Origin of the sequence: Flavobacterium sp., from assembly GCF_027483985.1 — a bacterium.
Classification (GTDB): Bacteria; Bacteroidota; Bacteroidia; order Flavobacteriales; family Flavobacteriaceae; genus Flavobacterium.
This window is the reverse complement of record NZ_JAIXTJ010000021.1, coordinates 70,021-93,446: the sequence shown is the minus strand read 5'-3', so window position 1 is coordinate 93,446 and position 23,426 is coordinate 70,021. Positions and strand designations below refer to the sequence as shown.

At 32.7% G+C, this 23,426-nt stretch carries 27 protein-coding genes and 1 tRNA gene; 14 read left to right on the top strand and 14 right to left on the bottom strand.

The window, feature by feature from the left end:
* Window positions 1-86 precede the first annotated feature (86 nt).
* The gene (locus Q0050_RS05555; RefSeq protein WP_298115326.1) at window positions 87-416 is read right to left on the bottom strand and encodes a PadR family transcriptional regulator; all 330 of its coding nucleotides are present in this window, start codon (window positions 414-416) and stop codon (window positions 87-89) included.
* 126 nt (window positions 417-542) lie between these two features.
* Window positions 543-998 (bottom strand): DUF4870 domain-containing protein, encoded by a 456-nt coding sequence (locus tag Q0050_RS05550; RefSeq protein ID WP_298393140.1) that lies wholly within the window; start codon window positions 996-998, stop codon window positions 543-545.
* Between the two features lie 197 nt (window positions 999-1,195).
* Between Q0050_RS05550 and Q0050_RS05545 the strand changes: the two genes are divergently transcribed.
* Both Q0050_RS05545 and Q0050_RS05540 read left to right on the top strand, forming a co-directional pair.
* On the top strand, window positions 1,196-1,648 hold the full coding sequence (locus Q0050_RS05545) for a DUF4442 domain-containing protein (RefSeq protein ID WP_298393138.1): 453 nt from the start codon (window positions 1,196-1,198) through the stop codon (window positions 1,646-1,648).
* Between the two features lie 66 nt (window positions 1,649-1,714).
* A complete protein-coding gene (locus Q0050_RS05540; protein ID WP_298393136.1) occupies window positions 1,715-2,548 on the top strand; it encodes a DUF2807 domain-containing protein in 834 nt (277 codons plus the stop codon).
* A 93-nt stretch (window positions 2,549-2,641) separates the two neighbouring features.
* On the opposite strand, the gene Q0050_RS05535 is transcribed toward Q0050_RS05540, so the two are convergent.
* Window positions 2,642-2,716 (bottom strand) — tRNA-Pro (locus Q0050_RS05535).
* A 152-nt stretch (window positions 2,717-2,868) separates the two neighbouring features.
* On the opposite strand from Q0050_RS05535, the gene trxB reads away from it, so the two are divergent.
* A complete protein-coding gene (gene trxB, locus Q0050_RS05530) occupies window positions 2,869-3,816 on the top strand; it encodes a thioredoxin-disulfide reductase (RefSeq protein ID WP_298393134.1) in 948 nt (315 codons plus the stop codon).
* A 253-nt stretch (window positions 3,817-4,069) separates the two neighbouring features.
* On the opposite strand, the gene rho is transcribed toward trxB, so the two are convergent.
* On the bottom strand, window positions 4,070-5,824 hold the full coding sequence (gene rho / locus Q0050_RS05525) for a transcription termination factor Rho (protein WP_298393133.1): 1,755 nt from the start codon (window positions 5,822-5,824) through the stop codon (window positions 4,070-4,072).
* Window positions 5,825-6,007: 183 nt separating this feature from the next.
* Here rho and Q0050_RS05520 point away from each other — a divergent pair, with 183 nt between their 5' ends.
* Entirely contained in the window at window positions 6,008-6,421 is a 414-nt protein-coding gene (locus tag Q0050_RS05520; RefSeq protein WP_298393130.1) for a DUF4293 domain-containing protein, read from the top strand.
* Window positions 6,422-6,584: 163 nt separating this feature from the next.
* Here the strand turns inward: Q0050_RS05520 and Q0050_RS05515 are convergent, their stop codons facing one another.
* Both Q0050_RS05515 and Q0050_RS05510 read right to left on the bottom strand, forming a co-directional pair.
* Window positions 6,585-6,782 carry a hypothetical protein gene (locus tag Q0050_RS05515; RefSeq protein WP_298393128.1) on the bottom strand — a complete coding sequence of 66 codons (198 nt, stop codon included), beginning with the start codon at window positions 6,780-6,782 and terminating at the stop codon, window positions 6,585-6,587.
* A gap of 369 nt (window positions 6,783-7,151) precedes the next feature.
* Window positions 7,152-7,646, bottom strand: a complete 495-nt coding sequence (locus tag Q0050_RS05510) for a metallophosphoesterase family protein (protein ID WP_298393126.1) — start codon at window positions 7,644-7,646, stop codon at window positions 7,152-7,154.
* A 297-nt stretch (window positions 7,647-7,943) separates the two neighbouring features.
* Between Q0050_RS05510 and truA the strand changes: the two genes are divergently transcribed.
* The 7 genes from truA to Q0050_RS05475 all read left to right on the top strand — a co-directional run bounded on the left by truA (window position 7,944) and on the right by Q0050_RS05475 (window position 15,276).
* A complete protein-coding gene (truA, locus tag Q0050_RS05505; RefSeq protein ID WP_298393124.1) occupies window positions 7,944-8,690 on the top strand; it encodes a tRNA pseudouridine(38-40) synthase TruA in 747 nt (248 codons plus the stop codon).
* Window positions 8,691-8,749: 59 nt separating this feature from the next.
* A complete protein-coding gene (locus Q0050_RS05500; protein WP_298393122.1) occupies window positions 8,750-10,504 on the top strand; it encodes an ABC transporter ATP-binding protein in 1,755 nt (584 codons plus the stop codon).
* A 46-nt stretch (window positions 10,505-10,550) separates the two neighbouring features.
* Window positions 10,551-11,189, top strand: a complete 639-nt coding sequence (locus Q0050_RS05495) for a DUF2238 domain-containing protein (RefSeq protein ID WP_298393120.1) — start codon at window positions 10,551-10,553, stop codon at window positions 11,187-11,189.
* Window positions 11,190-11,196: 7 nt separating this feature from the next.
* On the top strand, window positions 11,197-11,724 hold the full coding sequence (locus Q0050_RS05490) for a hypothetical protein (protein WP_298393118.1): 528 nt from the start codon (window positions 11,197-11,199) through the stop codon (window positions 11,722-11,724).
* A 259-nt stretch (window positions 11,725-11,983) separates the two neighbouring features.
* Window positions 11,984-13,372 carry a dihydrolipoyl dehydrogenase gene (gene lpdA, locus Q0050_RS05485; RefSeq protein ID WP_298393116.1) on the top strand — a complete coding sequence of 463 codons (1,389 nt, stop codon included), beginning with the start codon at window positions 11,984-11,986 and terminating at the stop codon, window positions 13,370-13,372.
* An 85-nt stretch (window positions 13,373-13,457) separates the two neighbouring features.
* Window positions 13,458-14,831 carry an alpha-amylase family glycosyl hydrolase gene (locus tag Q0050_RS05480; RefSeq protein WP_298393114.1) on the top strand — a complete coding sequence of 458 codons (1,374 nt, stop codon included), beginning with the start codon at window positions 13,458-13,460 and terminating at the stop codon, window positions 14,829-14,831.
* Window positions 14,832-14,916: 85 nt separating this feature from the next.
* Window positions 14,917-15,276: a DUF1801 domain-containing protein gene (locus tag Q0050_RS05475; protein WP_298393112.1), complete on the top strand. Its 360-nt coding sequence runs from the start codon at window positions 14,917-14,919 to the stop codon at window positions 15,274-15,276.
* Here the strand turns inward: Q0050_RS05475 and Q0050_RS05470 are convergent.
* The 3 genes from Q0050_RS05470 to Q0050_RS05460 form a co-directional block, all read right to left on the bottom strand.
* Complete coding sequence (locus Q0050_RS05470; RefSeq protein WP_298393110.1) at window positions 15,273-16,394, bottom strand: cysteine desulfurase family protein; 1,122 nt, start codon at window positions 16,392-16,394, stop codon at window positions 15,273-15,275. The genes Q0050_RS05475 and Q0050_RS05470 overlap by 4 nt on opposite strands.
* 82 nt (window positions 16,395-16,476) lie before the next feature.
* Entirely contained in the window at window positions 16,477-17,040 is a 564-nt protein-coding gene (locus tag Q0050_RS05465) for a Smr/MutS family protein (RefSeq protein ID WP_298393108.1), read from the bottom strand.
* On the bottom strand, window positions 17,030-17,203 hold the full coding sequence (locus Q0050_RS05460) for a hypothetical protein (protein WP_298393107.1): 174 nt from the start codon (window positions 17,201-17,203) through the stop codon (window positions 17,030-17,032). The genes Q0050_RS05465 and Q0050_RS05460 overlap by 11 nt, the downstream gene beginning before the upstream one ends.
* 125 nt (window positions 17,204-17,328) lie before the next feature.
* On the opposite strand from Q0050_RS05460, the gene Q0050_RS05455 reads away from it, so the two are divergent.
* Window positions 17,329-17,586 (top strand): DUF2752 domain-containing protein, encoded by a 258-nt coding sequence (locus Q0050_RS05455; protein WP_298393105.1) that lies wholly within the window; start codon window positions 17,329-17,331, stop codon window positions 17,584-17,586.
* A 17-nt stretch (window positions 17,587-17,603) separates the two neighbouring features.
* On the top strand, window positions 17,604-17,936 hold the full coding sequence (locus Q0050_RS05450; protein ID WP_298393104.1) for a CCC motif membrane protein: 333 nt from the start codon (window positions 17,604-17,606) through the stop codon (window positions 17,934-17,936).
* A 77-nt stretch (window positions 17,937-18,013) separates the two neighbouring features.
* Here Q0050_RS05450 and Q0050_RS05445 read toward each other — a convergent pair whose 3' ends face one another.
* The 5 genes from Q0050_RS05445 to Q0050_RS05425 all read right to left on the bottom strand — a co-directional run bounded on the left by Q0050_RS05445 (window position 18,014) and on the right by Q0050_RS05425 (window position 22,107).
* The gene (locus Q0050_RS05445) at window positions 18,014-18,469 is read right to left on the bottom strand and encodes a DUF5362 family protein (protein ID WP_298393103.1); all 456 of its coding nucleotides are present in this window, start codon (window positions 18,467-18,469) and stop codon (window positions 18,014-18,016) included.
* Window positions 18,470-18,503: 34 nt separating this feature from the next.
* Window positions 18,504-19,784 (bottom strand): ornithine--oxo-acid transaminase, encoded by a 1,281-nt coding sequence (gene rocD / locus Q0050_RS05440; RefSeq protein ID WP_298393101.1) that lies wholly within the window; start codon window positions 19,782-19,784, stop codon window positions 18,504-18,506.
* 215 nt (window positions 19,785-19,999) lie between these two features.
* Window positions 20,000-20,701: a DUF1003 domain-containing protein gene (locus Q0050_RS05435; protein ID WP_298393099.1), complete on the bottom strand. Its 702-nt coding sequence runs from the start codon at window positions 20,699-20,701 to the stop codon at window positions 20,000-20,002.
* A gap of 122 nt (window positions 20,702-20,823) precedes the next feature.
* On the bottom strand, window positions 20,824-21,234 hold the full coding sequence (locus Q0050_RS05430) for an OsmC family peroxiredoxin (protein WP_298393097.1): 411 nt from the start codon (window positions 21,232-21,234) through the stop codon (window positions 20,824-20,826).
* 330 nt (window positions 21,235-21,564) lie between these two features.
* Window positions 21,565-22,107 (bottom strand): DUF1697 domain-containing protein, encoded by a 543-nt coding sequence (locus tag Q0050_RS05425; RefSeq protein WP_298393095.1) that lies wholly within the window; start codon window positions 22,105-22,107, stop codon window positions 21,565-21,567.
* A gap of 130 nt (window positions 22,108-22,237) precedes the next feature.
* On the opposite strand from Q0050_RS05425, the gene Q0050_RS05420 reads away from it, so the two are divergent.
* Complete coding sequence (locus Q0050_RS05420; RefSeq protein WP_298393093.1) at window positions 22,238-23,353, top strand: Fic family protein; 1,116 nt, start codon at window positions 22,238-22,240, stop codon at window positions 23,351-23,353.
* Window positions 23,354-23,426 lie beyond the last annotated feature (73 nt).

The following is a 23,426-nucleotide window of genomic DNA, read 5'->3' as shown; positions in this document are numbered from 1 at the left end:
ATATCTTGATAACTTTTGGTATGCATCTTCATCTATGTGAAAAAATAAACCACCTATATTAATATTTACTGTTTTGTTCATGATTGTTATTTTTGATTGGTTATGATGTTTACGGCGTCTGAAAGTTCGGTCCAGGTTCCGCTTAATTCGTTTAAAAATGTTTTTCCTAATTCGGTCAACTCATAGTATTTTCTTGGCGGACCTGATGTTGATTCTTCCCAACGATAGTTGAGCAAACCGTCATTTTTTAATCTTGTCAATAGCGGATAAACGGTTCCTTCTACTACAAGCAATTTTGCGTTTTTTAAAGTGTCTAGTATTTCAGATGTGTAGGCTTCTTTCTCTTTTAAAACAGATAAGATGCAGAACTCTAAAACACCTTTTCGCATCTGGGCTTTTGTGTTTTCAATGTTCATAATTCGATTGTGATTTTTTTGATTAAACTGTTCATTTTTTGATTTAATCTGAATTTAGTTCAGATTGTGATGATTTTTGATGATTTTTTTTTGATGATTTACTGAAACAAGTTCAGTGTTAGATTATTATTTAAAGAATGGTATTGTAAGCGGATATTTATATTGCTCTCCATTAGAAGCCTTTACTGCTGCATATATAATAAGAATGATTTCAAATACTTTAAGGAAAATAAAAAATACAAAGGCAACAATTGCTATACCGATGAAGGTTGTAATTTTTTGATTTCTAAAACTATTGAATTCAATTTCTAAATTACTTAAGGTCAAGTTCGTTCCGATGATATCAACAAAACCATAAATTAATAAAGGTAATGCAATGGCAACTAAAAGTAAACTATACATAAAGATGCTTAATTGAAAATTTAATATTTGCTTTCCGTTATGGTCTACAAATTCAGAGTCATTTTTTTTAGCACTCCATATAATTATAGGAGCAATAAAATTCCCTAAAGGAAAAACATATTGAGCAAAGGAACTCAAATGTGTTACTGAGGCAAGGGTACGTTCGTTAGCTGGTGTCATTTTGTTTTGATTTTTGATGATGATTAAAACTTGATTTCGATAATACTATAGATAGCTTATTAATTTCTTATACAAAGATACAACTAAAAAAAGGTATTATGCATTACAAAGTACTTAAATTTAACATTTTATTAACATTAAGGTTTTTGTATGAGTGCATAGTATTTTTTGTATATTTACAACAAAATCAATACTTCATGGAATTTTCACCTTCAAAATTGAATACTTTTTTATTTTTTAAATTACCCTCAGCTTTTTGGTCTGGAGTAAGAACGAAATCAATTACACCTGAAAAATGTGTTGTAACAGTCAAACACCGATGGTTTAATCAGAATCCGTTTAATTCAATGTATTTTGCGGTTCAAGCCATGGCTGCAGAACTAACCACAGGTGCTTTGGTTATGTATCAGATCAAGAAAAGTGGGAAAAACATTTCGATGCTTGTAGCCAACAATAAAGGTAATTTTACCAAAAAAGCTAAAGGAAGAATAACTTTCACGTGCAATGATGGTAATTTAATTGGTGATGCGATCCAAAAAACAATTGCAACAGGTGAAGGACAAACACTTTGGCTAAAATCTATAGGAATTGACGAAAAAGGCGACCAAGTTTCAGAAATGGATTTCGAATGGAGCGTTCGCGTGAAGTAAATAGGATAGATTTTATAATTCTATTAACATTGCTTTTTATAAATTTGACAACAAATTAAATACATAATGAGAAAAATAATCTTCTTTACCTTATTACTAATTACAACACTCTCGTATGCTCAAAAGAAAGAAAAAGTAAAAGGTTCAAAAATTGTAACTACTGAAATTAAAAAAATTGAACCCTTTGAAGCGCTTGAAGTATTAGATAATGTTGATGTTTTTATAGTTAAAGGAACAGAATGTGGAATAGAAATTGAAGCAGACGACAATTTGCATGATGCTATTGATATTGTCTTAAATGGTTCGACTCTAAAACTATCTATGTTAAAAAATGCTTTTGGTTATAAAAAATTAAGCGTTAGAATAACGTACACCGATACTTTTAAATCAATAATAACAAGAAATGAATCAAGTGTAACAGCACTTGCTGATATTGAAGTAGAAAACATCACACTAAAAAGTTATGATGAATCAAAATTATTCATTAATTCAAAAGCAACGAATTTCACTTTAGTTATGGATGATAAATCAAAGATAGAATTGAATTCAAAAGCTGATCAGTCAAATATCACATTAAGTAAAAATGCGAAGTTAAAAGCGCTCATATCTTCAAAGAAACTAACTTTTGATATGTATCAAAGAACCGATGCTATTGTAGAAGGAGATGTTGACGACTTAAAAATAAGATTAGATAACAATGCTGTTTTTGACGGAAAGAAACTGACTTCAAAAAATGTTGAAATCCTTTGCGAATCCTACACCAAAGCAAGTATAGTAGCAGATAGAAAGATTGAGATAGAAGCTTCTGGAAAATCAGAAATTGAACTTTATGGTGAACAAAAAATTAATTTAAAACGATTTGTAGATAGTGCAGTTTTAAAGAAAAAACCAGCAAAATAATATCATAACCGAGTTTAATCTCGGTTTTTTTATACTTGTAAACAACTGTATAAAAAAGAAAAAAGTCTCTTCAAAAAAATGAAAAGACTTTTGTCGGGGTGGCAGGATTCGAACCTGCGGCCTCCTGCTCCCAAAGCAGGCGCGATAACCGGGCTACGCTACACCCCGAAAGCGAGTGCAAAGATACTATTAAAAATTACTTCTCAAAATCTTTTTAAATAATAATTAAAATTTATATCAAAATAGTTTTTTTGTCATCTACTTTGCAGTAAAATATTTTAAGAAAAACTACCTTTGCATTTCATAAAAACAAACAAGTTATGTCTGATACAATAGAAAAAGTAAAATGCCTTATAATAGGTTCTGGTCCTGCTGGTTATACAGCGGCAATTTATGCAGCTAGAGCTAATATGAACCCTGTTCTTTATCAAGGAACACAACCTGGTGGACAATTAACAACCACAAATGAGGTAGAAAATTGGCCTGGAAATCCAGAAGGAATTACTGGACCACAAATGATGGTTGGTATCGAAGAACAAGCCAAAAGATTCGGAACAGATGTTCGTGATGGTTGGGCTACCAAAGTAGATTTCTCTGGTGATATTCATAAAGTATGGATTAATGATACTAAAGAAATTCACTGCGAAACAGTAATTATTTCAACTGGTGCAACAGCAAAATATTTAGGTTTACCATCTGAACAACACTACTTAAATACTGGTGGTGGCGTTTCTGCGTGTGCGGTATGCGACGGATTTTTCTACAGAAACCAAGAAGTTGTAATTGTTGGCGCTGGAGATTCAGCGTGTGAAGAAGCGCACTATTTATCGAAATTGTGTAAAAAAGTTACGATGTTGGTAAGAAGTGAGAAATTTAGAGCTTCTAAAATTATGGAGCAACGTGTGAGAAATACTGAAAATATCACAATTTTGATGAACCACGATACTGTTGAAGTTCTTGGTGATGGACAAGTTGTTACTAGCGTAAAAGCTTTAAACAAAACTACAAACGAAGAAATTGAAATTCCGGCAACTGGATTTTTTGTAGCTATTGGACACAAACCAAACACTGATATTTTTAAAGACTATCTTACTTTAGACGAAACGGGCTATATCGTAAACATTCCTGGAACTTCTAAGACTAATGTTGCTGGAGTTTTTGTTGGCGGTGATGCTGCTGACCACGTTTACAGACAAGCTATCACTGCTGCTGGAACGGGTTGTATGGCTGCTTTGGATGCTGAAAGATATTTGGCTGCTAAGGAGTAATTTTCTACACGAATTTCACGAATTTTCACGAATTCTTTGAATATAAATTTCACGAATTTAAAATGCCATTCCTTAACTGGAATGGCTTTTTTATTTGGAAAAAAGTCTTTTGAAAACTAAATTTAGTGTTTAAAGTATCTCTAATAGCCCTGATAGCAATGAAAATAAAAAATGCTTTCCGTGTTGGAAAGCATTTTTTATTGTAATGGATAGCAGGAAAATGGATGACAATAAATGCCCAAACCATTCGCTTCTAATCATTCATAGAAATCAAAAACTCTTCGTTATTTCTAGTTTTCTTGATTTTATCGTTTATGGTATCCATTGCTTCTACTGGGTTCATATCGGCTAGGAATTTACGCAGAATCCACATACGTTTTAGTGTGTTTTCATCTAATAATAAATCGTCGCGGCGTGTACTTGAAGACGTTAAATCAATAGCTGGGAAAATTCTACGATTAGCAATTTTTCTATCTAATTGTAATTCCATATTACCTGTTCCTTTGAATTCTTCGAAGATTACTTCGTCCATTTTTGAACCGGTTTCTGTTAATGCTGTGGCGATGATACTTAACGATCCACCGTTTTCTACATTACGTGCTGCTCCAAAGAAACGTTTTGGTTTTTGCAACGCATTAGCATCAACTCCTCCAGAAAGCACTTTTCCTGAGGCTGGTTGAACTGTGTTATAAGCTCTTGCCAAACGTGTAATTGAATCTAAAAGGATTACCACATCGTGACCACATTCTACCAATCGTTTAGATTTTTCAAGAACAATATTAGCGATTTTCACGTGTTCCATTGGTTCACGGTCGAAAGTAGATGCAATAACTTCTCCACGAACGCTACGTTGCATGTCGGTTACCTCTTCTGGACGTTCGTCTATCAGTAAAACAATTAAATAAACTTCTGGATGATTGGCAGCAATGGCGTTGGCAATGTCTTTTAATAACATTGTTTTACCAGTTTTTGGTTGCGCCACAATCATTCCGCGTTGTCCTTTACCTATTGGTGAAAATAAATCGATAATTCTTGTTGACGTACTAGCTTGTCTTCCTGCGATATTAAATTTTTCTTGTGGAAATATTGGTGTTAAATGATCAAAAGAAACTCTATCTCTAACCACTTGCGGATCGTGACCATTTATTTTTAAAACTCTAACTAACGGAAAAAACTTCTCACCTTCTTTTGGCGGACGCACTACTCCTTTTACTGTATCTCCAGTTTTTAATCCGAATAAACGAATTTGCGATGTTGAAAGATAAATATCATCTGGAGAAGCCAAGTAATTATAATCTGACGAACGCAAAAATCCGTAACCATCGGGCATCATTTCTAAAACACCTTCGCTTTCAATGATTCCGTCAAATTCATAGTCGGCATCTCGAAAATTATTAGATTTTTGATTTTTATGTTTTTGATTTGGGTTTTGGTTTGGATTACCGTTACCATTTCCATTTTGGTTTGGATTCGGATTTTGAATCGGATTTTGGTTTTGATTCGGATTTTGGTTTTTATGCTTTTGATTCGGATTTTGAATCGGATTTTTAGGCTTTACCGCAGTTTCTGATGAAGTTTCTGATGTAACAACTTCTTCTTGTGGTGTTTCCTCTGCAGAAGGTTGTTCTTCTGAAGTTACTTTTGCAGGTTTAATAAACTTGGGTTTCTTCTGGAATTTCTGGGGTTTGCTTGCTACTTCTTCCGCTGCATCAGCAACTTCTACCCTTTCAACTGGCGCCTTTTCAACTGGTGCTTCAGAAAATAAATTGGTTGTATCTTTCTCTATTTTAGGTTTTGCCTCAGTAGTAATTCTGGCTCTTTTAGTTTTTTCGTCTTTAGGAGCTTTTTCTACTTTTGTATCAGTTGTTGCGGTTGCCGCTTGGTGTTGAAGAATTTGTTCAATCAAAGCGTCTTTTTTAACGCCAGCAAATTTTATGGTTTTAGCCAATTTGGCAATTTCTTGAAGTTCAGTTAACTTCATTCCTTTTAGTGCAGAACTATCAAACATAAATGTTTATATAAATATTTTAATGGATTGAAAACAATACTAAATGTGTAGTGATTTTTTTAATAGAACATCCGTGTTTTTGAAGTACTTACGGATTAGTTATGCAATAATACGAATAAATTTCGTTCAAGCAATAGTTTTTTAAAAAAAGAAAATATATTTTTGCGTTATAAATAAGTAAAAATGTTACAAAGAATTCAAACTGTATATTTAGCTGTTGTATTCATTATTGTTGGAATACTACCTTTTGTTTTTCCGTTATGGGCATTAGAAGGTGGCAAAGAATTCTACTTTATGAGCAACATGCTTTATCAAGTTTTGTTTGGGTTAAGTACTGCCTTGACAGTATTGAGTATAATATCGTTTAAGAAAAGACAACAACAATTTGTTTTCAACAGATTGAATATGATATTAAATTTAATTTTATTAGGATTATTTGTTTATCGTTCACTAAATTTATCTGGAGAAACTCCTGTAGTTTCTGAGAAAGGTATTGGGATGTTTCTTCCTATCATTTCTATCGTAATGTTAGTTTTGGCCAACAAAGCTATCAAGAAGGATGAAGATCTCGTAAAATCTGTTGACCGATTGAGATAAACCTATAAACTTAGTTTATTAGTGCGAAGAAAATCCCGAACGAAAGTTTGGGATTTTTTTGGTTTAATCTGAAATTGTTTCAGATTCTTTTTTTGAAGCCAATCTAGCTTTCCATTCCAAGTTTTATCAAAATAAACTGGGCTAGTGCTACAAAAATTAAAAACTATATTTTGCTTTTATTAGTAGTTTTTATCAAAGAAAAAACACCAATGGCAATAATTACTGAGGCACAACCAACAAGAATTGAATTGTTATTTGAATGTTTTTCTTCATTAATCAATTTTAGTGAGTAATTCCCTAAAACCAATAAACCTCCAATTATCATAAAAATTGAAATATTCTTTTTTGATTTACTTTCCATATTTTCCATTGTGATTTAAATTTATCAAATATATATTTTTTTTTTTATTAGATACGATACTAAGTTTATTTGTGCGAAGAAAGTCCTGAAAGAAACATAGATCTTTTTTTGGTAGAAGCCAATCCAGCTTTCCATTCCAAGTTTTTCTAAAATAATCTGTTTTTCTAAAATTTTTAAAAGAGCTTCCGTTGGTCGCTTTTTAAAAATAAGAAAAACTACATTATTTTTAGAAAAAGCTTTCCATTACAATCTGGGCTATTGCAGCAATTTTCACTAAACTAAACATTAAACACTGTAAACTAAAAACCGATAACCGACAACTGAATACTGAACACTGAATACTGAACATTGAGCATTGAGCACTAAAAACTACCTCTTCCCTATTTCTATAATCTCCAAACTCTGAATTTTATCTCCATCGATTTCAAATCGCAACATTGTTCGCACTTGATGAAAACCTGAAATACCACAAGCACCTGGATTCATATGAAGTAAATTCAAACTTTTGTCAAATTGCACCTTTAATATATGAGAATGTCCGCAGATGAATAATTTTGGTGGATTCAATTTTAATTCCTCACGAACCGCTTGATTGTATTTTCCGGGATAACCTCCAATATGTGTAATCCAAACATCAACACCTTCACACATAAATCTATTGTTCAAAGGGAATTCCATTCGCGCTTTGTCGTCGTCAATATTTCCGTAAACCGCTCTAAGTGGTTTTAGCTTTTTTATAGTATCCGTCACAAGCAAATCACCAATGTCGCCGGCGTGCCAAACTTCATCTGCTAAGTTTACATATTTCAAAATAGTATCATCAATATGACTATGAGTATCCGAAAGTAAAAGGATTTTTTTCATTTATGCTGAACTTGTTTCAGTAAGTATTTGCCACAAAGATGCTAATTCACAAAGTTGTTTTTTGACTCGAATTGCACCAATTTGCACGAATTCATTTTCCATATAATTTCACGAATTATAAAACTTAGTTTTATTTATTCGTCAAAATTCTGTACGCAGCAAAGTTAATTATTTAGCAAAACTTTAGACATTTTATCAATTAAAATCTTTGTAAATTTGCCAAAGTGTTTAAAACTGAACACTGAACACTGAACACTGAACACTGAACACTGAACACTGAATACTGAATACTAAATTTTGAGATACTTCGTAGAATTCGCATACAAAGGCACTAACTATCACGGATGGCAATATCAGCCAAACGCAACCTCTGTTCAGGAAACTTTGACCAAAGCGATTTCGATAATTCTAAAATCAGCAATTGAATTGGTTGGCGCTGGTCGAACCGATTCTGGTGTTCACGCCAAACAAATGTTTGCGCATTTTGATTACGATTTAGAAATTGATGTTCCTTATTATGTACACAAACTCAATTCCTTTTTACCAAAAGACATTGCTGTTTTAAATATTCATAAAGTGCACGATGATGCTCACGCAAGGTTTGACGCAACAAAACGCACCTATGAATACCACATTCACACCAAAAAAGACGCTTTTGAATGCGATGATTCTTGGTACAATCTCAATGATTTGAATATCGATAAAATGAATGACGCTTGTAAAATACTTTTCAATTACATCGATTTTGAGTGTTTTTCTAAAGTACATACCGATGTTAATACATTCAACTGTAAGATTTTTGAAGCAAGTTGGCTAAAAGTTGACCATCGATTAGTATTTACCATTTCAGCCGATCGATTTTTGCGAAATATGGTGCGAGCAATTGTTGGAACAATGGTAAATATAGGACTAGAAAAAGTATCTTTACAAGATTTTATTCAAATAATTGAAAGCAAAGACCGAAAAAAAGCAGGCTTTTCAGTTCCTGCACACGGATTATATTTGACTAAGGTTGAATATCCTTATTTAGTGATTAGTAAATAGTAATTAGTGATTAGTGAAAAGAAAAAAATAGAAAAGATTCTGAAACAATTTCTGCATAAATGAAAGCAAAAGCATTCGATATAAGTTTATTTAAACGTATTTTAAAATACACCAAACCCTATAAAACTCTTTTTTATGGAGTGATTGCTGCTGCTGTTTTATTAGCCATTTTTGCTTCTTTACGACCATTTTTGTTAAAACAAACTGTTGACCATTATATAAAACCACAAGATCAAAATGGCTTGTTGCTCTATGTTTCATTAATGGGAGTCGTATTATTATTAGAAGGTATTTTTCAGTTTTTCTTTGTTTTTTGGGCCAATCTTTTAGGACAAAATATCATCAAAGACATTCGAACAAAACTATTTAAGCACATGTTGAGTTTTAGAATGAAATATTTTGATAATGCACCAGTTGGTCAATTAGTTACACGTTCCGTTTCAGATATTGAGCAAATAGCAAGAATTTTTAGTCAAGGATTGTTTATGATTATCAGTGATTTACTAAAAATGCTTGCTTGCCTAATCATTATGTTTTATATGAATTGGAAACTAACTTGGATTGTGATAGCAGCAATGCCTGTATTGGTTTTCATAACACGTATTTTCCAACGTAAAATGCAAGTAGCTTTTGAGGAAGTTCGTAATCAAGTAGCCAATTTAAATACTTTCGTTCAAGAACGTGTTACTGGAATGAAAATCGTGCAACTCTTTAATCGTGAAGCTATTGAATATCAAAAATTTAAAGACATCAATCAAAAGCATAATGTGGCTTGGATAAAGACCATTTTATACAACTCTATTTTTTTTCCAATAGCAGATATTATTTCGTCGTTAACACTTGGTTTTGTGGTACTTTATGGCGGTTTTCATATTTTAGATGGCGATAAATTTACTACGTTTGGTGATTTATTTTCTTATACAATGTTCATCGGAATGTTGTTCAATCCGTTGCGTCAAATTGCAGATAAATTCAACGAAATGCAAATGGGAATGATTGCTGCCAATAGGGTTTTTGACATTTTAGACACCGAAGAAGATGTGCAACAAACAGGAACGATTGAAGCCAAAAATTTTGAAGGAAACATCAGCTTCGAGAAGGTACGTTTTAGTTATATAAAAGGTGAAGAAGTGTTAAAAGGCATTTCACTCGAAGTAAAATCAGGCGAAACTATTGCCATCGTTGGTTCAACTGGTGCAGGAAAATCAACGATTATCAATTTATTAAATCGTTTTTATGAAATTGACTCGGGCACAATTGCTGTTGACAATCAAAACATTAATAATTTCACACTCGAAAGTCTTCGTGCACAAATTGCAGTTGTTTTGCAAGATGTTTTCTTGTTTGCCGACACCATTTACAACAATATCACCTTGAATAATTCCGATATTTCTCGTGATGAAGTAATTACAGCCGCTAAAAAAATTGGGATTCACGAATTCATTATGAGTTTTCCCGATGGCTATGATTACAATGTTAAAGAACGTGGCGTCATGTTATCTTCAGGACAACGCCAGTTAATTGCTTTTTTACGAGCTTATGTAAGTAATCCGAGTATTCTTATTTTAGATGAAGCAACTTCTTCGATTGATACTTATTCAGAAGAATTAATCCAAAAAGCTACAGAAACAATTACGCAAGGTCGAACATCAATTGTAATCGCACACCGATTGGCAACTATCGTCAATGCTGATAAAATCATTGTAATGGACAAAGGACAAATTGTTGAGTCGGGCACACATCAAGAATTAGTAACCAAACAAAATGGTTATTACAAAAACTTGTATGATTCACAATTTTCAGAAGCGATTTAAAAACCGTTACGTTTTTATTATATTTGATGAAAATTAAATAAAAACTATGGCCTTCACTATTGCTATTTCTAACGAAAGAACTCCTTTAAAAAACAATACTTGGTTAAAAATTTTCATAGGATTTTTTCTAGTAAATTGGATCAATTCCTACATTGGAAATACCGATACAGCCAATTGGATTTTAGAAAACACCTTGGTTTTTCTATTTCTAGGTTTTATGATTTTTACTTACAAAAAATTCATTTTTAGCGATTTAAGTTACCTACTAATTTGCATCTATTTGTGTCTTCACGTTTATGGTTCGAAATATACTTATGCTGAAAACCCTTTTGGATATTGGTTGAAAGACGCTTTAGATTTATCAAGAAATCATTATGACCGAATAGTACATTTTAGTTTCGGATTTTTATTGGCTTATCCAATGCGTGAAATGTTTTTGAAATGGTTGAAATTTCCATCGTGGGTAGCTTGGACCTTGCCAATAGAGATAACATTATCAATCAGCGGATTTTATGAATTGATAGAATGGGCTGTTGCCGATGTGTTTTTCAAAGCCCAAGGCAATGCTTATCTTGGAACGCAGGGTGATGTTTGGGATGCCCAAAAAGATATTTTCTTAGCTTTTTTAGGAGCAATTTTGGCCACAACAATTGTATCGATAATTAAAAAAATGATTTCAAAATAACTATAAAATGAAATTTGAAAACATAAAATCACAAATTGAAATCTTTCACAAAGAAGGAAAAACAATAGAAGCAGCCGATTGGCTCTTAAAACTATTTGACATTCAGGATGAAAATTTAAAAGGATTTGCTTTAAGAGAAAAAGCCGATAGAACCTATATTCTTTTGACGGCCGAAGGTGATTTTGGTGAAAAACAAGTTATCAGAATGCCCGAAAATGTTTTTGAATTTCCGATTCCGTTAATACTTACATTATTGACCCACGAAATGGTACATGTAAGGCAAAAATCGCGAGAACCTTATGTCCTTGATCGACTTGAGCGCGAATGGCAAGCTTATTATGAAATGCTTTTTCACAAAATATTTCCAAATTTTCTGGAAGTATCTACTTTTCATAAAAAATTCTTTGCCGAAAAGGCTTTTAGTTACTACAAAAGAATGGGTGAAGGATCAGAATTACAAGCAAAATATGCTGATCAAAAAAAAGAAATCGAAGATTTAATTGCATCATTAGAAGAACCTACACTAAACACCTAATATTTTTTACTTTTAATGTTCTAAACTATTGCAATCCTATTTAAACTTCTAAAGTTTTTTATTAAATTTGCATTCAAAATTAGGTAGAAATTCACACTAACTATGGCTGTGCAATTTACCTAATTATTGAAAAATTAAAATAACAAAATGTTTTATGCGTATGCCATCTCATTTTGTATAAATAAAAAATAAATACTAACAAAATGACACGAGCGCAAGCGACTGCATTTTTCACAAATAAAAAATAAATACTCGAAAAATGAAATACGATATTATTGTTTTAGGAAGTGGTCCTGGAGGATATGTTACGGCAATCCGTGCTTCACAGCTGGGCTTTAAAGTAGCTATTATTGAAAAAGAAAGTCTTGGCGGAATTTGCCTTAACTGGGGTTGTATTCCAACTAAAGCGCTTTTAAAATCAGCTCAAGTTTTTGATTACCTAAAACACGCTTCTGACTATGGCTTAACTGTTAAAGAATTTGACAAAGACTTCTCTGCTGTTGTAAAACGTTCTCGCGATGTAGCTGATGGTATGAGTAAAGGTGTTCAATTTTTAATGAAAAAAAATAAAATTGACATTATTAATGGTTTTGGTAAAATTAAATTAGGTAAAAAAGTAGATGTAACTGCAGAAGACGGAAAAGTTACTGAATACTCTGCTGACCATATCATCATTGCAACTGGTGCACGTTCGAGAGAGTTACCTAATCTTCCGCAAGATGGTGTAAAAGTTATTGGTTACAGACAAGCAATGACCTTGCCAACGCAACCAAAAAAAATGATTGTGGTTGGTTCGGGTGCGATTGGTGTTGAGTTTGCACATTTTTATAATTCAATGGGAACTGAGGTAACTATTGTTGAATTTATGCCAAATATTGTTCCAGTTGAAGACGAAGACATTTCAAAACAAATGGAACGTTCAATGAAAAAAGCTGGTGTAAACATCATGACTAATTCATCTGTAGAACGTATTGACACTTCTGGAAATGGAGTAAAAGCTTATGTAAAAACGGCAAAAGGTGAAGAAGTTCTTGAAGCTGACATCCTACTTTCGGCAGTTGGAATTAAAACAAATATCGAAAATATTGGTCTTGAAGAAGTTGGAATTGCTACCGATAGAGACAAAATTTTGGTAAATGCTTACAACCAAACTAACGTTCCTGGTTATTACGCTATTGGCGATGTAACTCCAGGTCAAGCTTTAGCTCACGTTGCTTCCGCAGAAGGAATTAATTGTGTTGAAAAAATCGCAGGTTTGCATGTTGAACCAATTGATTACGGAAATGTTCCAGGTTGTACTTATGCCACTCCAGAAATTGCATCGGTTGGTTTAACTGAAAAACAAGCCAAAGAAAAAGGATACGAATTGAAAATTGGTAAATTCCCATTCTCAGCTTCTGGAAAAGCATCTGCTGCTGGTACAAAAGATGGTTTTGTAAAAGTAATTTTCGATGCAAAATATGGCGAATGGTTAGGTTGTCATATGATTGGTGCAGGTGTGACTGATATGATTGCTGAAGCAGTTGTAGCAAGAAAACTAGAAACTACCGGACACGAAATTTTAAAAGCAATTCACCCACATCCAACAATGAGTGAAGCGGTTATGGAAGCTGTAGCTGATGCTTATGGCGAAGTAATTCACTTGTAAGGAATCGTAATAATTTCATATAAATCCGTCTTGTTTTACTAACGAGACGGATTTTTTTTTATATTTGGATATAAATTTTATCCTTATGAGAAAAATAATCGTTTTTGCATTTCTATCAATTATTATCGGATGTAAAAAATCTGAAAATAATTCTACTGAAAATAAATATCAACCCAAAAAGTATGTTGAATTCAAACATCCTGAGTGGACGAAGAGTGCCACCATATATGAAGTTAATGTCCGTCAATATACTAACGAAGGTACATTCAAAGCATTTGAGAGTCACTTACCAAGATTAAAAAAATTAGGTGTCGACATTATTTGGTTAATGCCCATACATCCAATTGGAAAGGAAAAAAGAAAAGGAACACTTGGAAGTGAATATTCAGTAAAAGATTATTATGATATTAATCCTGAATATGGAAATAAAGCCGATTTCAAAAGATTGGTCGATAAAATTCATAGTTTAGGTATGCATGTTATTATAGATTGGGTTGCAAATCATTCTGCGTGGGATAACGAATTGACCAAAACGCATCCTGATTGGTACACTAAAAACAAGGACGGTAATTTTCAACCAACACCTTGGTATGATTGGGACGACGTTGTAGATTTTGATTATGAAAACCCTGAAATGAGAAAATACATGACCGATGCTATGAAATTTTGGGTAAAAGATTTTAATATCGACGGCTACCGTTGCGACGTTGCAGGCTTTATTCCCGTTGATTTTTGGGATAATGTTAGAAGTGAACTAGACCAAATCAAACCTGTTTTTATGTTGGCCGAATGGGAATCGAGAGACATGCACAAAAAAGCATTTGATATGACTTACTCTTGGACATTATTTGATAAATTAAAAGACGCAACTACAAATAATAAAGGTATTGGCGGTTTAGTTGAATATATGGCACACGACCAAGGAGCATTTCCAAAAGACGGCTATCGAATGACGTTTACCGATAATCACGATATGAATTCATGGAATGGAACACCATTTAAAAACTTCGGAAAAGGGCTAGAAGCAGCCATTGTATTTACAAATGTTGTTAACGGAATGCCTTTAATTTATAGCGGTCAAGAAGCCGGATTAAATAAATCTTTAAAGTTTTTTGATAAAGATTCTATCGAATGGAAAGAACATCCTCACGCCAAACTATTCAATACTTTATTCACTTTAAAACATCAAAATCAAGCCCTTTGGAATGGTGAAAATGGTGGTGCAATGGTAAGAATATATAACGATAAAATGGATAAAATTGTATCGTTTTCACGTGAGAAAAATGGTAACAAAGTTATTCCTATAATTAATTTTAGTGATGAAGTTACCACTGTAGTTTTAAATTCTAAATATGAAAAAGGAACATACAGAGATTTATTTACAGGAAAAGAATATGTATTTAAAGGGGATGACAATTTAACTTTGAATCCGTGGGGCTATCTAGTTTTAGTAAAATAAAGAATACAAAATGCCTCTAAAAATATCCTCAATTGCGAAAGTAGCTGAGGATATTTTTTATGTTTAATTAATTAAAAAACAACAAATGGACAAACCAAGATCTACCGATGAATACCTCGCTACATTTTCAGAAGAGAGAAAAGTGCTTTTACAACAAGTTAGAGAAACTATAAAAAACGTAGCACCTGAAACTGAAGAAACAATTAGCTATGGAATGCCAGCTTACAAATTAAATGGAAAGGCCTTGGTATATTTCGCAGCTTACAATAACCACATCGGATTTTATGCGATACCAACTGGACATTCTAAATTTGATGAAAAATTATCTAATTATAGACAAGGAAAAGGTTCTGTTCAATTTCCTATTAACGAACCATTACCACTAGAATTAATTACAGAAATTGTACAATTTAGAATTACAGAAGTACTCAAAAAAGTAATTTAAATCCCTTTCAAACCATCAATCAAAGCATCAATATCTTCTTTAGTATTGTAATGACTAAATGAAATTCGAAGACTTGGTTTTTTTAAATCTTCTTCTGCTAAAATTTCTGATAATACATGTGATGGTTTTACACTTCCAGATTGGCAAGCGCTTCCTCGAGAAACAGCGATTCCTTTCATATCTAAATTGAACAAAATCATTGCGGTTTTTTCTTCTGAAAAAGGCAGTAAAACATTCAAAATATTATAAAAAGTGTCCGTTCCGTTGATTCTAATTTCGGGAAAATTTGATTTTAGTTGTGATTCACAATAGTCTTTTAAATCGGAAATTGCGTTACGTTCTTCTTCCAAATGTTCATAAGATAGATCTAATGCTTTAGCCATTCCTGCAACTTGATGCACCGCTTCTGTTCCCGCACGAAGTCCTTTTTCTTGTTCACCACCAAAAACAAATGGTTGTAAAACTATTCCTTTTTTGACATAAGCAAAACCAGCACCTTTTGGACCATGAAATTTATGCGCACTCGCAACTACAAAATCGACTGGAAGTTCGTGTAAATTAAACTCTTTTTTACCTACAGATTGCACCGTGTCGCAATGAAATAAAGCATCGTGCTGATGGCAAATTCTGCCTACTTTTTCAATATCCAATACGGTTCCAATTTCGTTGTTAACGTGCATTAAAGTAACTAATGTTTTTTGATCTTTCGCCAATAAAGTTACCAAATGAGTGATATCAATTGCTCCTGAAGGAAGTATATTTACATAATCAACGGCAACATTATGATGTAATTCAAGATGTTTTACCGTGTATAAGGTAGCGTGATGTTCTACATTACTTGTAATGATTCGTTCCACTTTTAAATCATTTACTGCACTTTTAAGAATCCAATTTGTCGCTTCGGTAGCATTTGAAGTAAAAATAATTTCTTGAGCAACACAACCCATTACTTTGGCAATAGATTTTCTAGAAGTTTCCAAAATTGTTTTGGCGCTTCTACCATAACTATGAGTTGATGATGGATTTCCAAAATCGTTTTGAAGTACGTCAATCATTTCGTTGATTACTTCTTGACGAATTGGAGTTGTTGCTGCGTTATCGAGATATATTTTTTTCATGAATTCTATACTTATTTCAACATCATTAATCTGTCGAAATTAAATTACTATTTGGATTTTACAAGGGCAAAAATACTGAATATTATTTTACGTTTTGCTTAAAATAAACTTCGGTTGCACCCAATCCATATTTTTGATAATTGGCATCTTGAAACGAAATATTGTCATATCGTTTTAGCATAAAATCCAATTCGGCTTTTAAAACTCCTTCGCCAACACCATGTATAAAAACGATTTTCGGAATGCGATTTCTAATGGCAAATTCGATGTGTTTTTTAGCGGTTTCCGTTTGAATATTTAGGATGTCAAAATTACTCATTCCACGAAAATTCTTGACCAATTTTTCAATATGTAAATCAAATTCCGGAATCCCTTTTTCAATCTTATCCGACTTAAAAACTGAAACAGTACTCTTTTTTTTGGGAGTTGTATCGATTATTTTCTTATGTAAAGTATCAGTTGTATTGATTGAACCTAAATAATTGGTATTATTTTGTTTAATTAATTCATTGACAAAATAAGTCATCAAGAAACCATCAGTAGTTTCGATAGTAACACTTGTATTTTGAATCGAAACCACAACACCATCAATAGCATCATCAAGCACCGAAACCTTATCGCCTATTTCAAAAATTTTAGTTGTCATTGTCATCATTTTTAGGTGGAACTTTAGCTGATAATTTCATCATCCCAAACATAAAAACTATTACTGAAATTATGGTGATATAAAGATTGGGTTGCTCATTATTTTGATTCCAAAAGGCCACAAAAAAAGCAACGATTAAAATCGGTATCAGTATTTTTTTCATCATCATTAAATTTAAAATCCAAAAATAGAAAACTAAAATTAGTTAATCGATATTTAAATTTTTATTTGTAAAATTGTACCAACTTAAAATCAAAATTCGTGACCGAAGATCAAATGTTACCTTGCATGTTTAAGCAAACTTTCGGAATAGATTGCATCGGATGTGGTACACAACGCTCATTGAATTTATTGTTTGAAGGAAACTTTATAGAAGCTTTCAAAATGTTTCCTGCTATCTACACCACATTGCTTCTTGGACTTTCGATTGTACTATTTATATTTGATAAAAAAAGAAATTATCAAAAAATAGTAATATCGCTAGCTTTGATAAATGCAATTGTTATGATTATTTCTTATGTTTACAAAATGAAATTTATATACTAACCAATAAAAACTAAAAAATGGAAAATCAAAAATTACCTAATGCTACAGCTGTTCTCGTTCTCGGAATCATTTCGATTTTAACTTGTTGTTGTTATGGAATTGTTGGATTAATACTTGGCATTATAGCACTTGTATTAGCACAAAAAGACATGCAGTTATACAAAGCTTCACCTGAAAAATTCAGCAATTATTCTAACCTAAATGTAGGTAGAATTTTAGCTATAATTGGTGTTGTAATTAACGCTGTGTCTTTAATCTATTTCATTTGGATCATAGCTTACTTTGGAATGGAAGCATTGCAAGATCCAGCTTTAATGCAAGAAAAGATGAAACAATTACAAGGAATGTAATAGCAAAGTTTAAAGAAAAAAAAATCCGTCAAGTAATTTTACTCGACGGATTTTTTTTTATTTCTATGTTATTTGAATTACATACTACCTGCCATCGATGCAAAGAAGGCAACCGCACCAACAACAATAATTAAGTATAGTGATATCATTACTATTGTCATAATTCCAAGAAATTTGTGGTGCTTTCCTAATTGAACAAATGCATCAGAAAGTGTATTAGAATTCTGAAAATTTAAAGCGTCTTTCATTCCTTTAGCATATTTGTACAAATACAACACAGGAAAGAAATAAATTGCTGCAAAGACAAGGTAAATTAACGGTATAAAACCTTTAATCGCTCCAAATGGATTCAATCCGCTTCCATAAGGATCGGCAGGTAATGCAGACATTGCTATTCCGGCAAAAATTGCGCCTAAAACCATAAATCCGATTCCGATGAATCCTAGAATTGCTAAGAAGGTTGACCATTTGGCACTTTCTCTCAATCCTGCAACAGCTTGTTCGCTTAATTCTAAATTGTTTTGGTTTTCCATAAAATAATTGTTTTGGTTATTGGTTGGTTAAATATTACTTTTCAAATTGCTTTAAAGTATTGATAATTATAGAAACACAATCTAATAATTGTTCTTCATTCATAACCAATGGTGGCGCAAAGCGAATGATATTTCCGTGCGTTGGTTTTGCTAACAATCCGTTATCGCGCAATGCCATACAAATGTTCCAAGCTGTGTCACTTTCTTCGGTATCGTTAATTACGATTGCGTTAAGCAAACCTTTACCACGAACTAAAGTAGCAATGTTGGATGTTGCAACGAATTCACCAATTTTTTCTCTAAAGATTTTTCCTAATCGACGTGCGTTTTGGGATAAATTTTCTTCATTAACAACATCTAATGCTGCAATTGCAACCGCACCAGCAATTGGATTTCCACCAAAAGTTGAACCGTGTTGGCCTGGTTTAATTACGTTCATAATGTGATCATTTGCCAAAACAGCCGACACTGGATAAGCACCTCCAGAAAGTGCTTTACCTAAAATCAAAATATCTGGAGCGACATAACTCGCTTGTTTTTCGCACGCATTTTCACAAGTACAATTTCCGCAAACTGCTAAAATGGAACCAGTTCTTGCAATTCCGGTTTGCACCTCATCTGCAATGAAAAGAACATTGTTTGCTTCACAAAGTGCTTTTGCTTTTGCCAAATAATCTTCAGCTGGCGTATAAACTCCTGCTTCTCCTTGAATAGGTTCTACAAGAAATCCTGCGATATTATTAGATGATTTAAGTGCATTTTCTAAAGCATCGATGTCATCATATGGAATTTTGATAAAACCAGCTGTATACGGTCCGAAGTTCTTTCTAGCGTTTTCATCATTTGAAAAAGAAATGATTGTAGTAGTTCTTCCGTGGAAATTTCCGTCACAAACAATTATTTGAGCTTCGTTTTCATTAATTCCTTTTTTCTCATACGCCCATTTTCTGCAAAGTTTTAAAGCGGTTTCCACTGCCTCAGCACCAGTATTCATCGGAAGTACTTTATCAAAACCAAAATAGTTAGTAATGTATTCTTCATAAACACCAAGTTTATCATTATAAAAAGCACGAGACGTTAAAGTTAATGTTTGCGCTTGTTGCACCATTGCACCAATAATTTTTGGATGACAATGTCCTTGATTTACCGCAGAATAAGCCGAAAGAAAATCATAATATTTTTTTCCTTCAACATCCCAAACATAAACACCTTCTCCTCTACTCAAAACTACTGGTAGCGGATGATAATTGTGTGCTCCGTACTTATCTTCTAATGCAATAATTTCTTGAGAGCTGATTTTTTCTAAAACTGACATAATTAATAATTTTTTACCCAAACTCGTTATGGGTTATTTTAAAATATCAACCTATCTAACGACAGGCAAGATTCCTTCTTGTGGAGAGAAATCATCCATAATTTTTACAAAGGTAAAATTTTAGTTTAAAAGTTTAGATGTTTAAGAGTTTAATATTGTTAAGTCTTAATATCAAACAACTTTAAACAAATTCAACTATTTTAAACAACCTTAAACTATTTCTTAATACGTTCCAAAATATCATTCATCATTTCGATTTGCACTTTTTGAATTTCGATTAATTCTTGTTGTTGGTGCATGATTAAATGATCTAATTTTTCGTCGAGCATTCTAATTTCTAACTCCGATTTTAGGTTTACCATATAATCTTTCTTGGCGCGTTCGCGGTCTTTTTCTTCTTGACGGTTTTGGCTCATCATAATGACTGGCGCTTGCAAAGCTGCAATACAAGATAAAATCAAGTTTAATAAAATAAACGGATAAGGATCAAAACCTTTGTTAAGCAATAAAACAACATTAGAACTAATCCAAAATGTTATAAATATAAAAAACGAAATAATGAACGTCCAACTTCCGCCAAACGACGCTACTTTATCGGCTATAACTTGGCCGAATGTTCTACTATCAGGTTCATCCTCTACTTTATTTACAAACGAGGTATCATTTGAAAGTGATTGCAATACATTTTTATGCAAATCATTCAATTCTCCAACTTCAGATTGCAGAAACTTAGAAATATATTTTTCCCTGTAAACATTCAGTTCAGAATTGGCTATAAGTTGCTCTTCATCAAAATCGGGATGTTCATCTTTTATCAAATTTAAAATGGCTGTACGAATAGATTTACCAGAAACTTTTTCTTTTTCTGAAAATTCCAATCCTGATAATGCACTTTTAAACGTTGTTTTGTTTTTCATACGATGCAAATTAGTTTCCAAATAGAAATTCCTATTTAATTTCAGGCTAATTTACGGTATTTTGGATACAAAAAAACCTCACTTCAAAAAGAAATGAGGTTTTCTGTAAGTTTATAAATCGATTAAACTAATGTAGCTGTAGAAGTAATTTCAGTGTTGAACAATTTTGAAATCGGACAATTTTCTTCGGCTTTTGTAACTAAAGCTTGAAATTCATCATTTGAAATTCCAGAAATTTCAGCTTCAACTGTTAAGTGTGAACCAATAATTGTTCCCGTAACCAAGTTGATTTCGCATTTGGTTTTAATATTACCAACAGTAAATCCGCCTTCAGTTAAAAAAGCTGATAATTGCATTGTGAAACAACCTGCGTGTGCTGCTGCAATCAATTCTTCTGGATTGGTTCCAACGCCTTCTTCAAAACGTGAATTGAATGAATATTGAGTATTATTTAATGTTGTACTTTGTGTAGTAAGAGAACCTTTTCCTTCTTTTACCGAACCTTGCCATTGGGCTGTTGCATTTCTTTTCATAAGTTTATATTTTTAAGTTTCAACAAAATTAGACTATACTTATTATTATAATGTTATATGATTATTGTTATTTCTAATATCTTGATTGGTTTTTACTTTTGAAAAAGTTGAAGTTTTCGTTTTGTCATTTAGACCTTTTGGGAGAAATCTCATAAAGTTATTTATTTTAACCACAAAGGTAATATAGAATTTGGATAGCGAATGAAGTTGCTTCGCTCAACATAGTATTCATAACTATGCAAATCAATAGTTTCCGAAAACAACTTTTAAACTCTTAAACTCTTAAACCCTTAAACTCTTAAACTCTTAAACCCTTAAACTTTTAAACCCTTAAACTTCCTCATACATCTCCAACAACTTTGTAACAGTATTCCAATTTCTGATGGTTGCAGTTACGTTTAGTTTTTTCTCGATGTATTTTTGATCAAGTCGCGTTTTTCCCGCACCGATGTCGTATTTTATGAAGATTCTATTGCCGTCGATTACAGCTTCGTCGGGTTTGAATTGACTGATTTTTAATTCGTTTATTGCGGAACTTGGTAATTCTTTTGAAATAAAAGCTACGTACAACTTTTTCGTATCGACGTCTTTTTGTTTTAGAAAAGGATTGTTTTTAAAACACAACTCCAAATCATTTTTACCAATTACAATCACTGGTACTTCGTGACCAAAAGTTTTGAAGATTTCTTGTTTGATTTTAAAACCCACACCAAAACCACTTTCTTCCTCAGTTTCTACAAACACATTGCCGCTTTGGATATAAGTAATGACATTAGTAAACCCAATGGCTTCTAAGGTAGTTTTTAAAGCTTCCATTTTTATCATGTTGTGTCCTGAGACGTTGATGCCGCGAAGTAATGTTAGGTGTTTCATCGTGTAAAGATAATCAAAAGATAAATCAAACCAATTTTACAAATTGCGGTGATTACAAAACTTATTTACCGCATTTTTGCGGTGATTAGACAAAATAATCACCGCAAAACTTCTTATTTCAGGAAAAAAAATGTATTTTTACCGCAAATATGCGGTGATTATGTACGTACATCAACTTAAAAATTGGCCAAATTTCACTTGGGATTCAGACGAAATAAGTTCATTACTTGGATCTGTGAGTCACCAACAAGGAAAAATATTGGGTCAAATGCAAGCACTTGGTTTTGGACAATTGGAAGAAAATATGCTTGTTGCTTTAACAATGGACGCACTAAAAACGAGCGAAATAGAAGGCGAACTTCTAAATCCTGAACAAGTGCGCTCTTCTATAGCAAAACGTTTAGGAATAGAAATAGCTGGAACTGTAAAATCTGATAGAAATGTAGCAGGCGTTGTAGAAATGTTATTAGACGCAACTCAAAATTATTGCAAACCTTTGTCCGAAGAACGCTTGTTTGATTGGCATGCGGCTTTATTTCCGACAGGAAGAAGTGGTATGCACAAAATAATAACTGGTAAATGGCGCGATGGCGCAATGCAAGTAACTTCTGGAGCAATGGGAAGAGAAATCATACATTTTGAAGCTCCAAAAGCCGAAAAAGTACCAACCGAAATGAACCATTTTTTAGATTGGGTTGAAAACGAAAACAAACTTGATAAAGTACTAAAAGCGGCATTAGCACATTTGTGGTTTGTAACAATACATCCTTTTGATGATGGAAATGGTCGTATAGGAAGAGCTATAACCGATATGCTTTTGGCACAAGCCGATGACAGTTCGCAACGATTTTATTCGATGTCGGCGCAAATACAGATAGAACGAAATAAGTATTACTCGTTATTAGAAAGCACCCAAAAAGGCGATTTAGATTGCACCGAATGGATGGTTTGGTTTTTAAATTGCTTACTGCGTTCGATGAAACAAACCGACGAAACGATAGCCAAATCAATGGCTCGCACTAAATTTTGGGAAGCCAACAAAACAACTGTTTTTAATGCACGCCAACAAAAAATAGTACAAATGTTATTGGATGATTTTTTTGAAAACCTCAACGTTTCTAAATATGCCAAAATAACCAAAACCTCAACCGATACGGCTTTAAGAGATTTGCAGGATTTGGTTAAAAAAGACGTATTAGAGCAAGTTGGTAAAGGTAGAAGTACTAGTTATAAAATTAAGGAATAAGTTATTGATAACTATTCTTCTATTTTACCATTTTTATCAAGTTGTGTTATGAAAAGTTGATGCCGCGAAGTAA

Excerpts from the sequence above, each read along its gene's own strand:
- Q0050_RS05515 (WP_298393128.1), bottom strand. The coding sequence starts at position 6,782 with ATGGAAAGTAAATCAAAAAAGAATATTTCAATTTTTATGATAATTGGA.
- Q0050_RS05520 (WP_298393130.1), top strand. The coding sequence starts at position 6,008 with ATGTTACAAAGAATTCAAACTGTATATTTAGCTGTTGTATTCATTATT.
- Q0050_RS05455 (WP_298393105.1), top strand. The coding sequence starts at position 17,329 with ATGTTTAAGCAAACTTTCGGAATAGATTGCATCGGATGTGGTACACAA.
- Q0050_RS05495 (WP_298393120.1), top strand. The coding sequence starts at position 10,551 with ATGGCCTTCACTATTGCTATTTCTAACGAAAGAACTCCTTTAAAAAAC.
- Q0050_RS05550 (WP_298393140.1), bottom strand. The coding sequence starts at position 998 with ATGACACCAGCTAACGAACGTACCCTTGCCTCAGTAACACATTTGAGT.
- Q0050_RS05425 (WP_298393095.1), bottom strand. The coding sequence starts at position 22,107 with ATGAAACACCTAACATTACTTCGCGGCATCAACGTCTCAGGACACAAC.
- Q0050_RS05500 (WP_298393122.1), top strand. The coding sequence starts at position 8,750 with ATGAAAGCAAAAGCATTCGATATAAGTTTATTTAAACGTATTTTAAAA.
- Q0050_RS05490 (WP_298393118.1), top strand. The coding sequence starts at position 11,197 with ATGAAATTTGAAAACATAAAATCACAAATTGAAATCTTTCACAAAGAA.
- Q0050_RS05545 (WP_298393138.1), top strand. The coding sequence starts at position 1,196 with ATGGAATTTTCACCTTCAAAATTGAATACTTTTTTATTTTTTAAATTA.
- Q0050_RS05470 (WP_298393110.1), bottom strand. The coding sequence starts at position 16,394 with ATGAAAAAAATATATCTCGATAACGCAGCAACAACTCCAATTCGTCAA.
- Q0050_RS05475 (WP_298393112.1), top strand. The coding sequence starts at position 14,917 with ATGGACAAACCAAGATCTACCGATGAATACCTCGCTACATTTTCAGAA.
- Q0050_RS05480 (WP_298393114.1), top strand. The coding sequence starts at position 13,458 with ATGAGAAAAATAATCGTTTTTGCATTTCTATCAATTATTATCGGATGT.
- Q0050_RS05540 (WP_298393136.1), top strand. The coding sequence starts at position 1,715 with ATGAGAAAAATAATCTTCTTTACCTTATTACTAATTACAACACTCTCG.
- Q0050_RS05420 (WP_298393093.1), top strand. The coding sequence starts at position 22,238 with ATGTATTTTTACCGCAAATATGCGGTGATTATGTACGTACATCAACTT.
- Q0050_RS05450 (WP_298393104.1), top strand. The coding sequence starts at position 17,604 with ATGGAAAATCAAAAATTACCTAATGCTACAGCTGTTCTCGTTCTCGGA.
- rho (WP_298393133.1), bottom strand. The coding sequence starts at position 5,824 with ATGTTTGATAGTTCTGCACTAAAAGGAATGAAGTTAACTGAACTTCAA.
- rocD (WP_298393101.1), bottom strand. The coding sequence starts at position 19,784 with ATGTCAGTTTTAGAAAAAATCAGCTCTCAAGAAATTATTGCATTAGAA.
- lpdA (WP_298393116.1), top strand. The coding sequence starts at position 11,984 with ATGAAATACGATATTATTGTTTTAGGAAGTGGTCCTGGAGGATATGTT.
- Q0050_RS05510 (WP_298393126.1), bottom strand. The coding sequence starts at position 7,646 with ATGAAAAAAATCCTTTTACTTTCGGATACTCATAGTCATATTGATGAT.
- Q0050_RS05435 (WP_298393099.1), bottom strand. The coding sequence starts at position 20,701 with ATGAAAAACAAAACAACGTTTAAAAGTGCATTATCAGGATTGGAATTT.
- Q0050_RS05430 (WP_298393097.1), bottom strand. The coding sequence starts at position 21,234 with ATGAAAAGAAATGCAACAGCCCAATGGCAAGGTTCGGTAAAAGAAGGA.
- Q0050_RS05555 (WP_298115326.1), bottom strand. The coding sequence starts at position 416 with ATGAACATTGAAAACACAAAAGCCCAGATGCGAAAAGGTGTTTTAGAG.
- trxB (WP_298393134.1), top strand. The coding sequence starts at position 2,869 with ATGTCTGATACAATAGAAAAAGTAAAATGCCTTATAATAGGTTCTGGT.
- Q0050_RS05445 (WP_298393103.1), bottom strand. The coding sequence starts at position 18,469 with ATGGAAAACCAAAACAATTTAGAATTAAGCGAACAAGCTGTTGCAGGA.
- Q0050_RS05465 (WP_298393108.1), bottom strand. The coding sequence starts at position 17,040 with ATGACAACTAAAATTTTTGAAATAGGCGATAAGGTTTCGGTGCTTGAT.
- Q0050_RS05460 (WP_298393107.1), bottom strand. The coding sequence starts at position 17,203 with ATGAAAAAAATACTGATACCGATTTTAATCGTTGCTTTTTTTGTGGCC.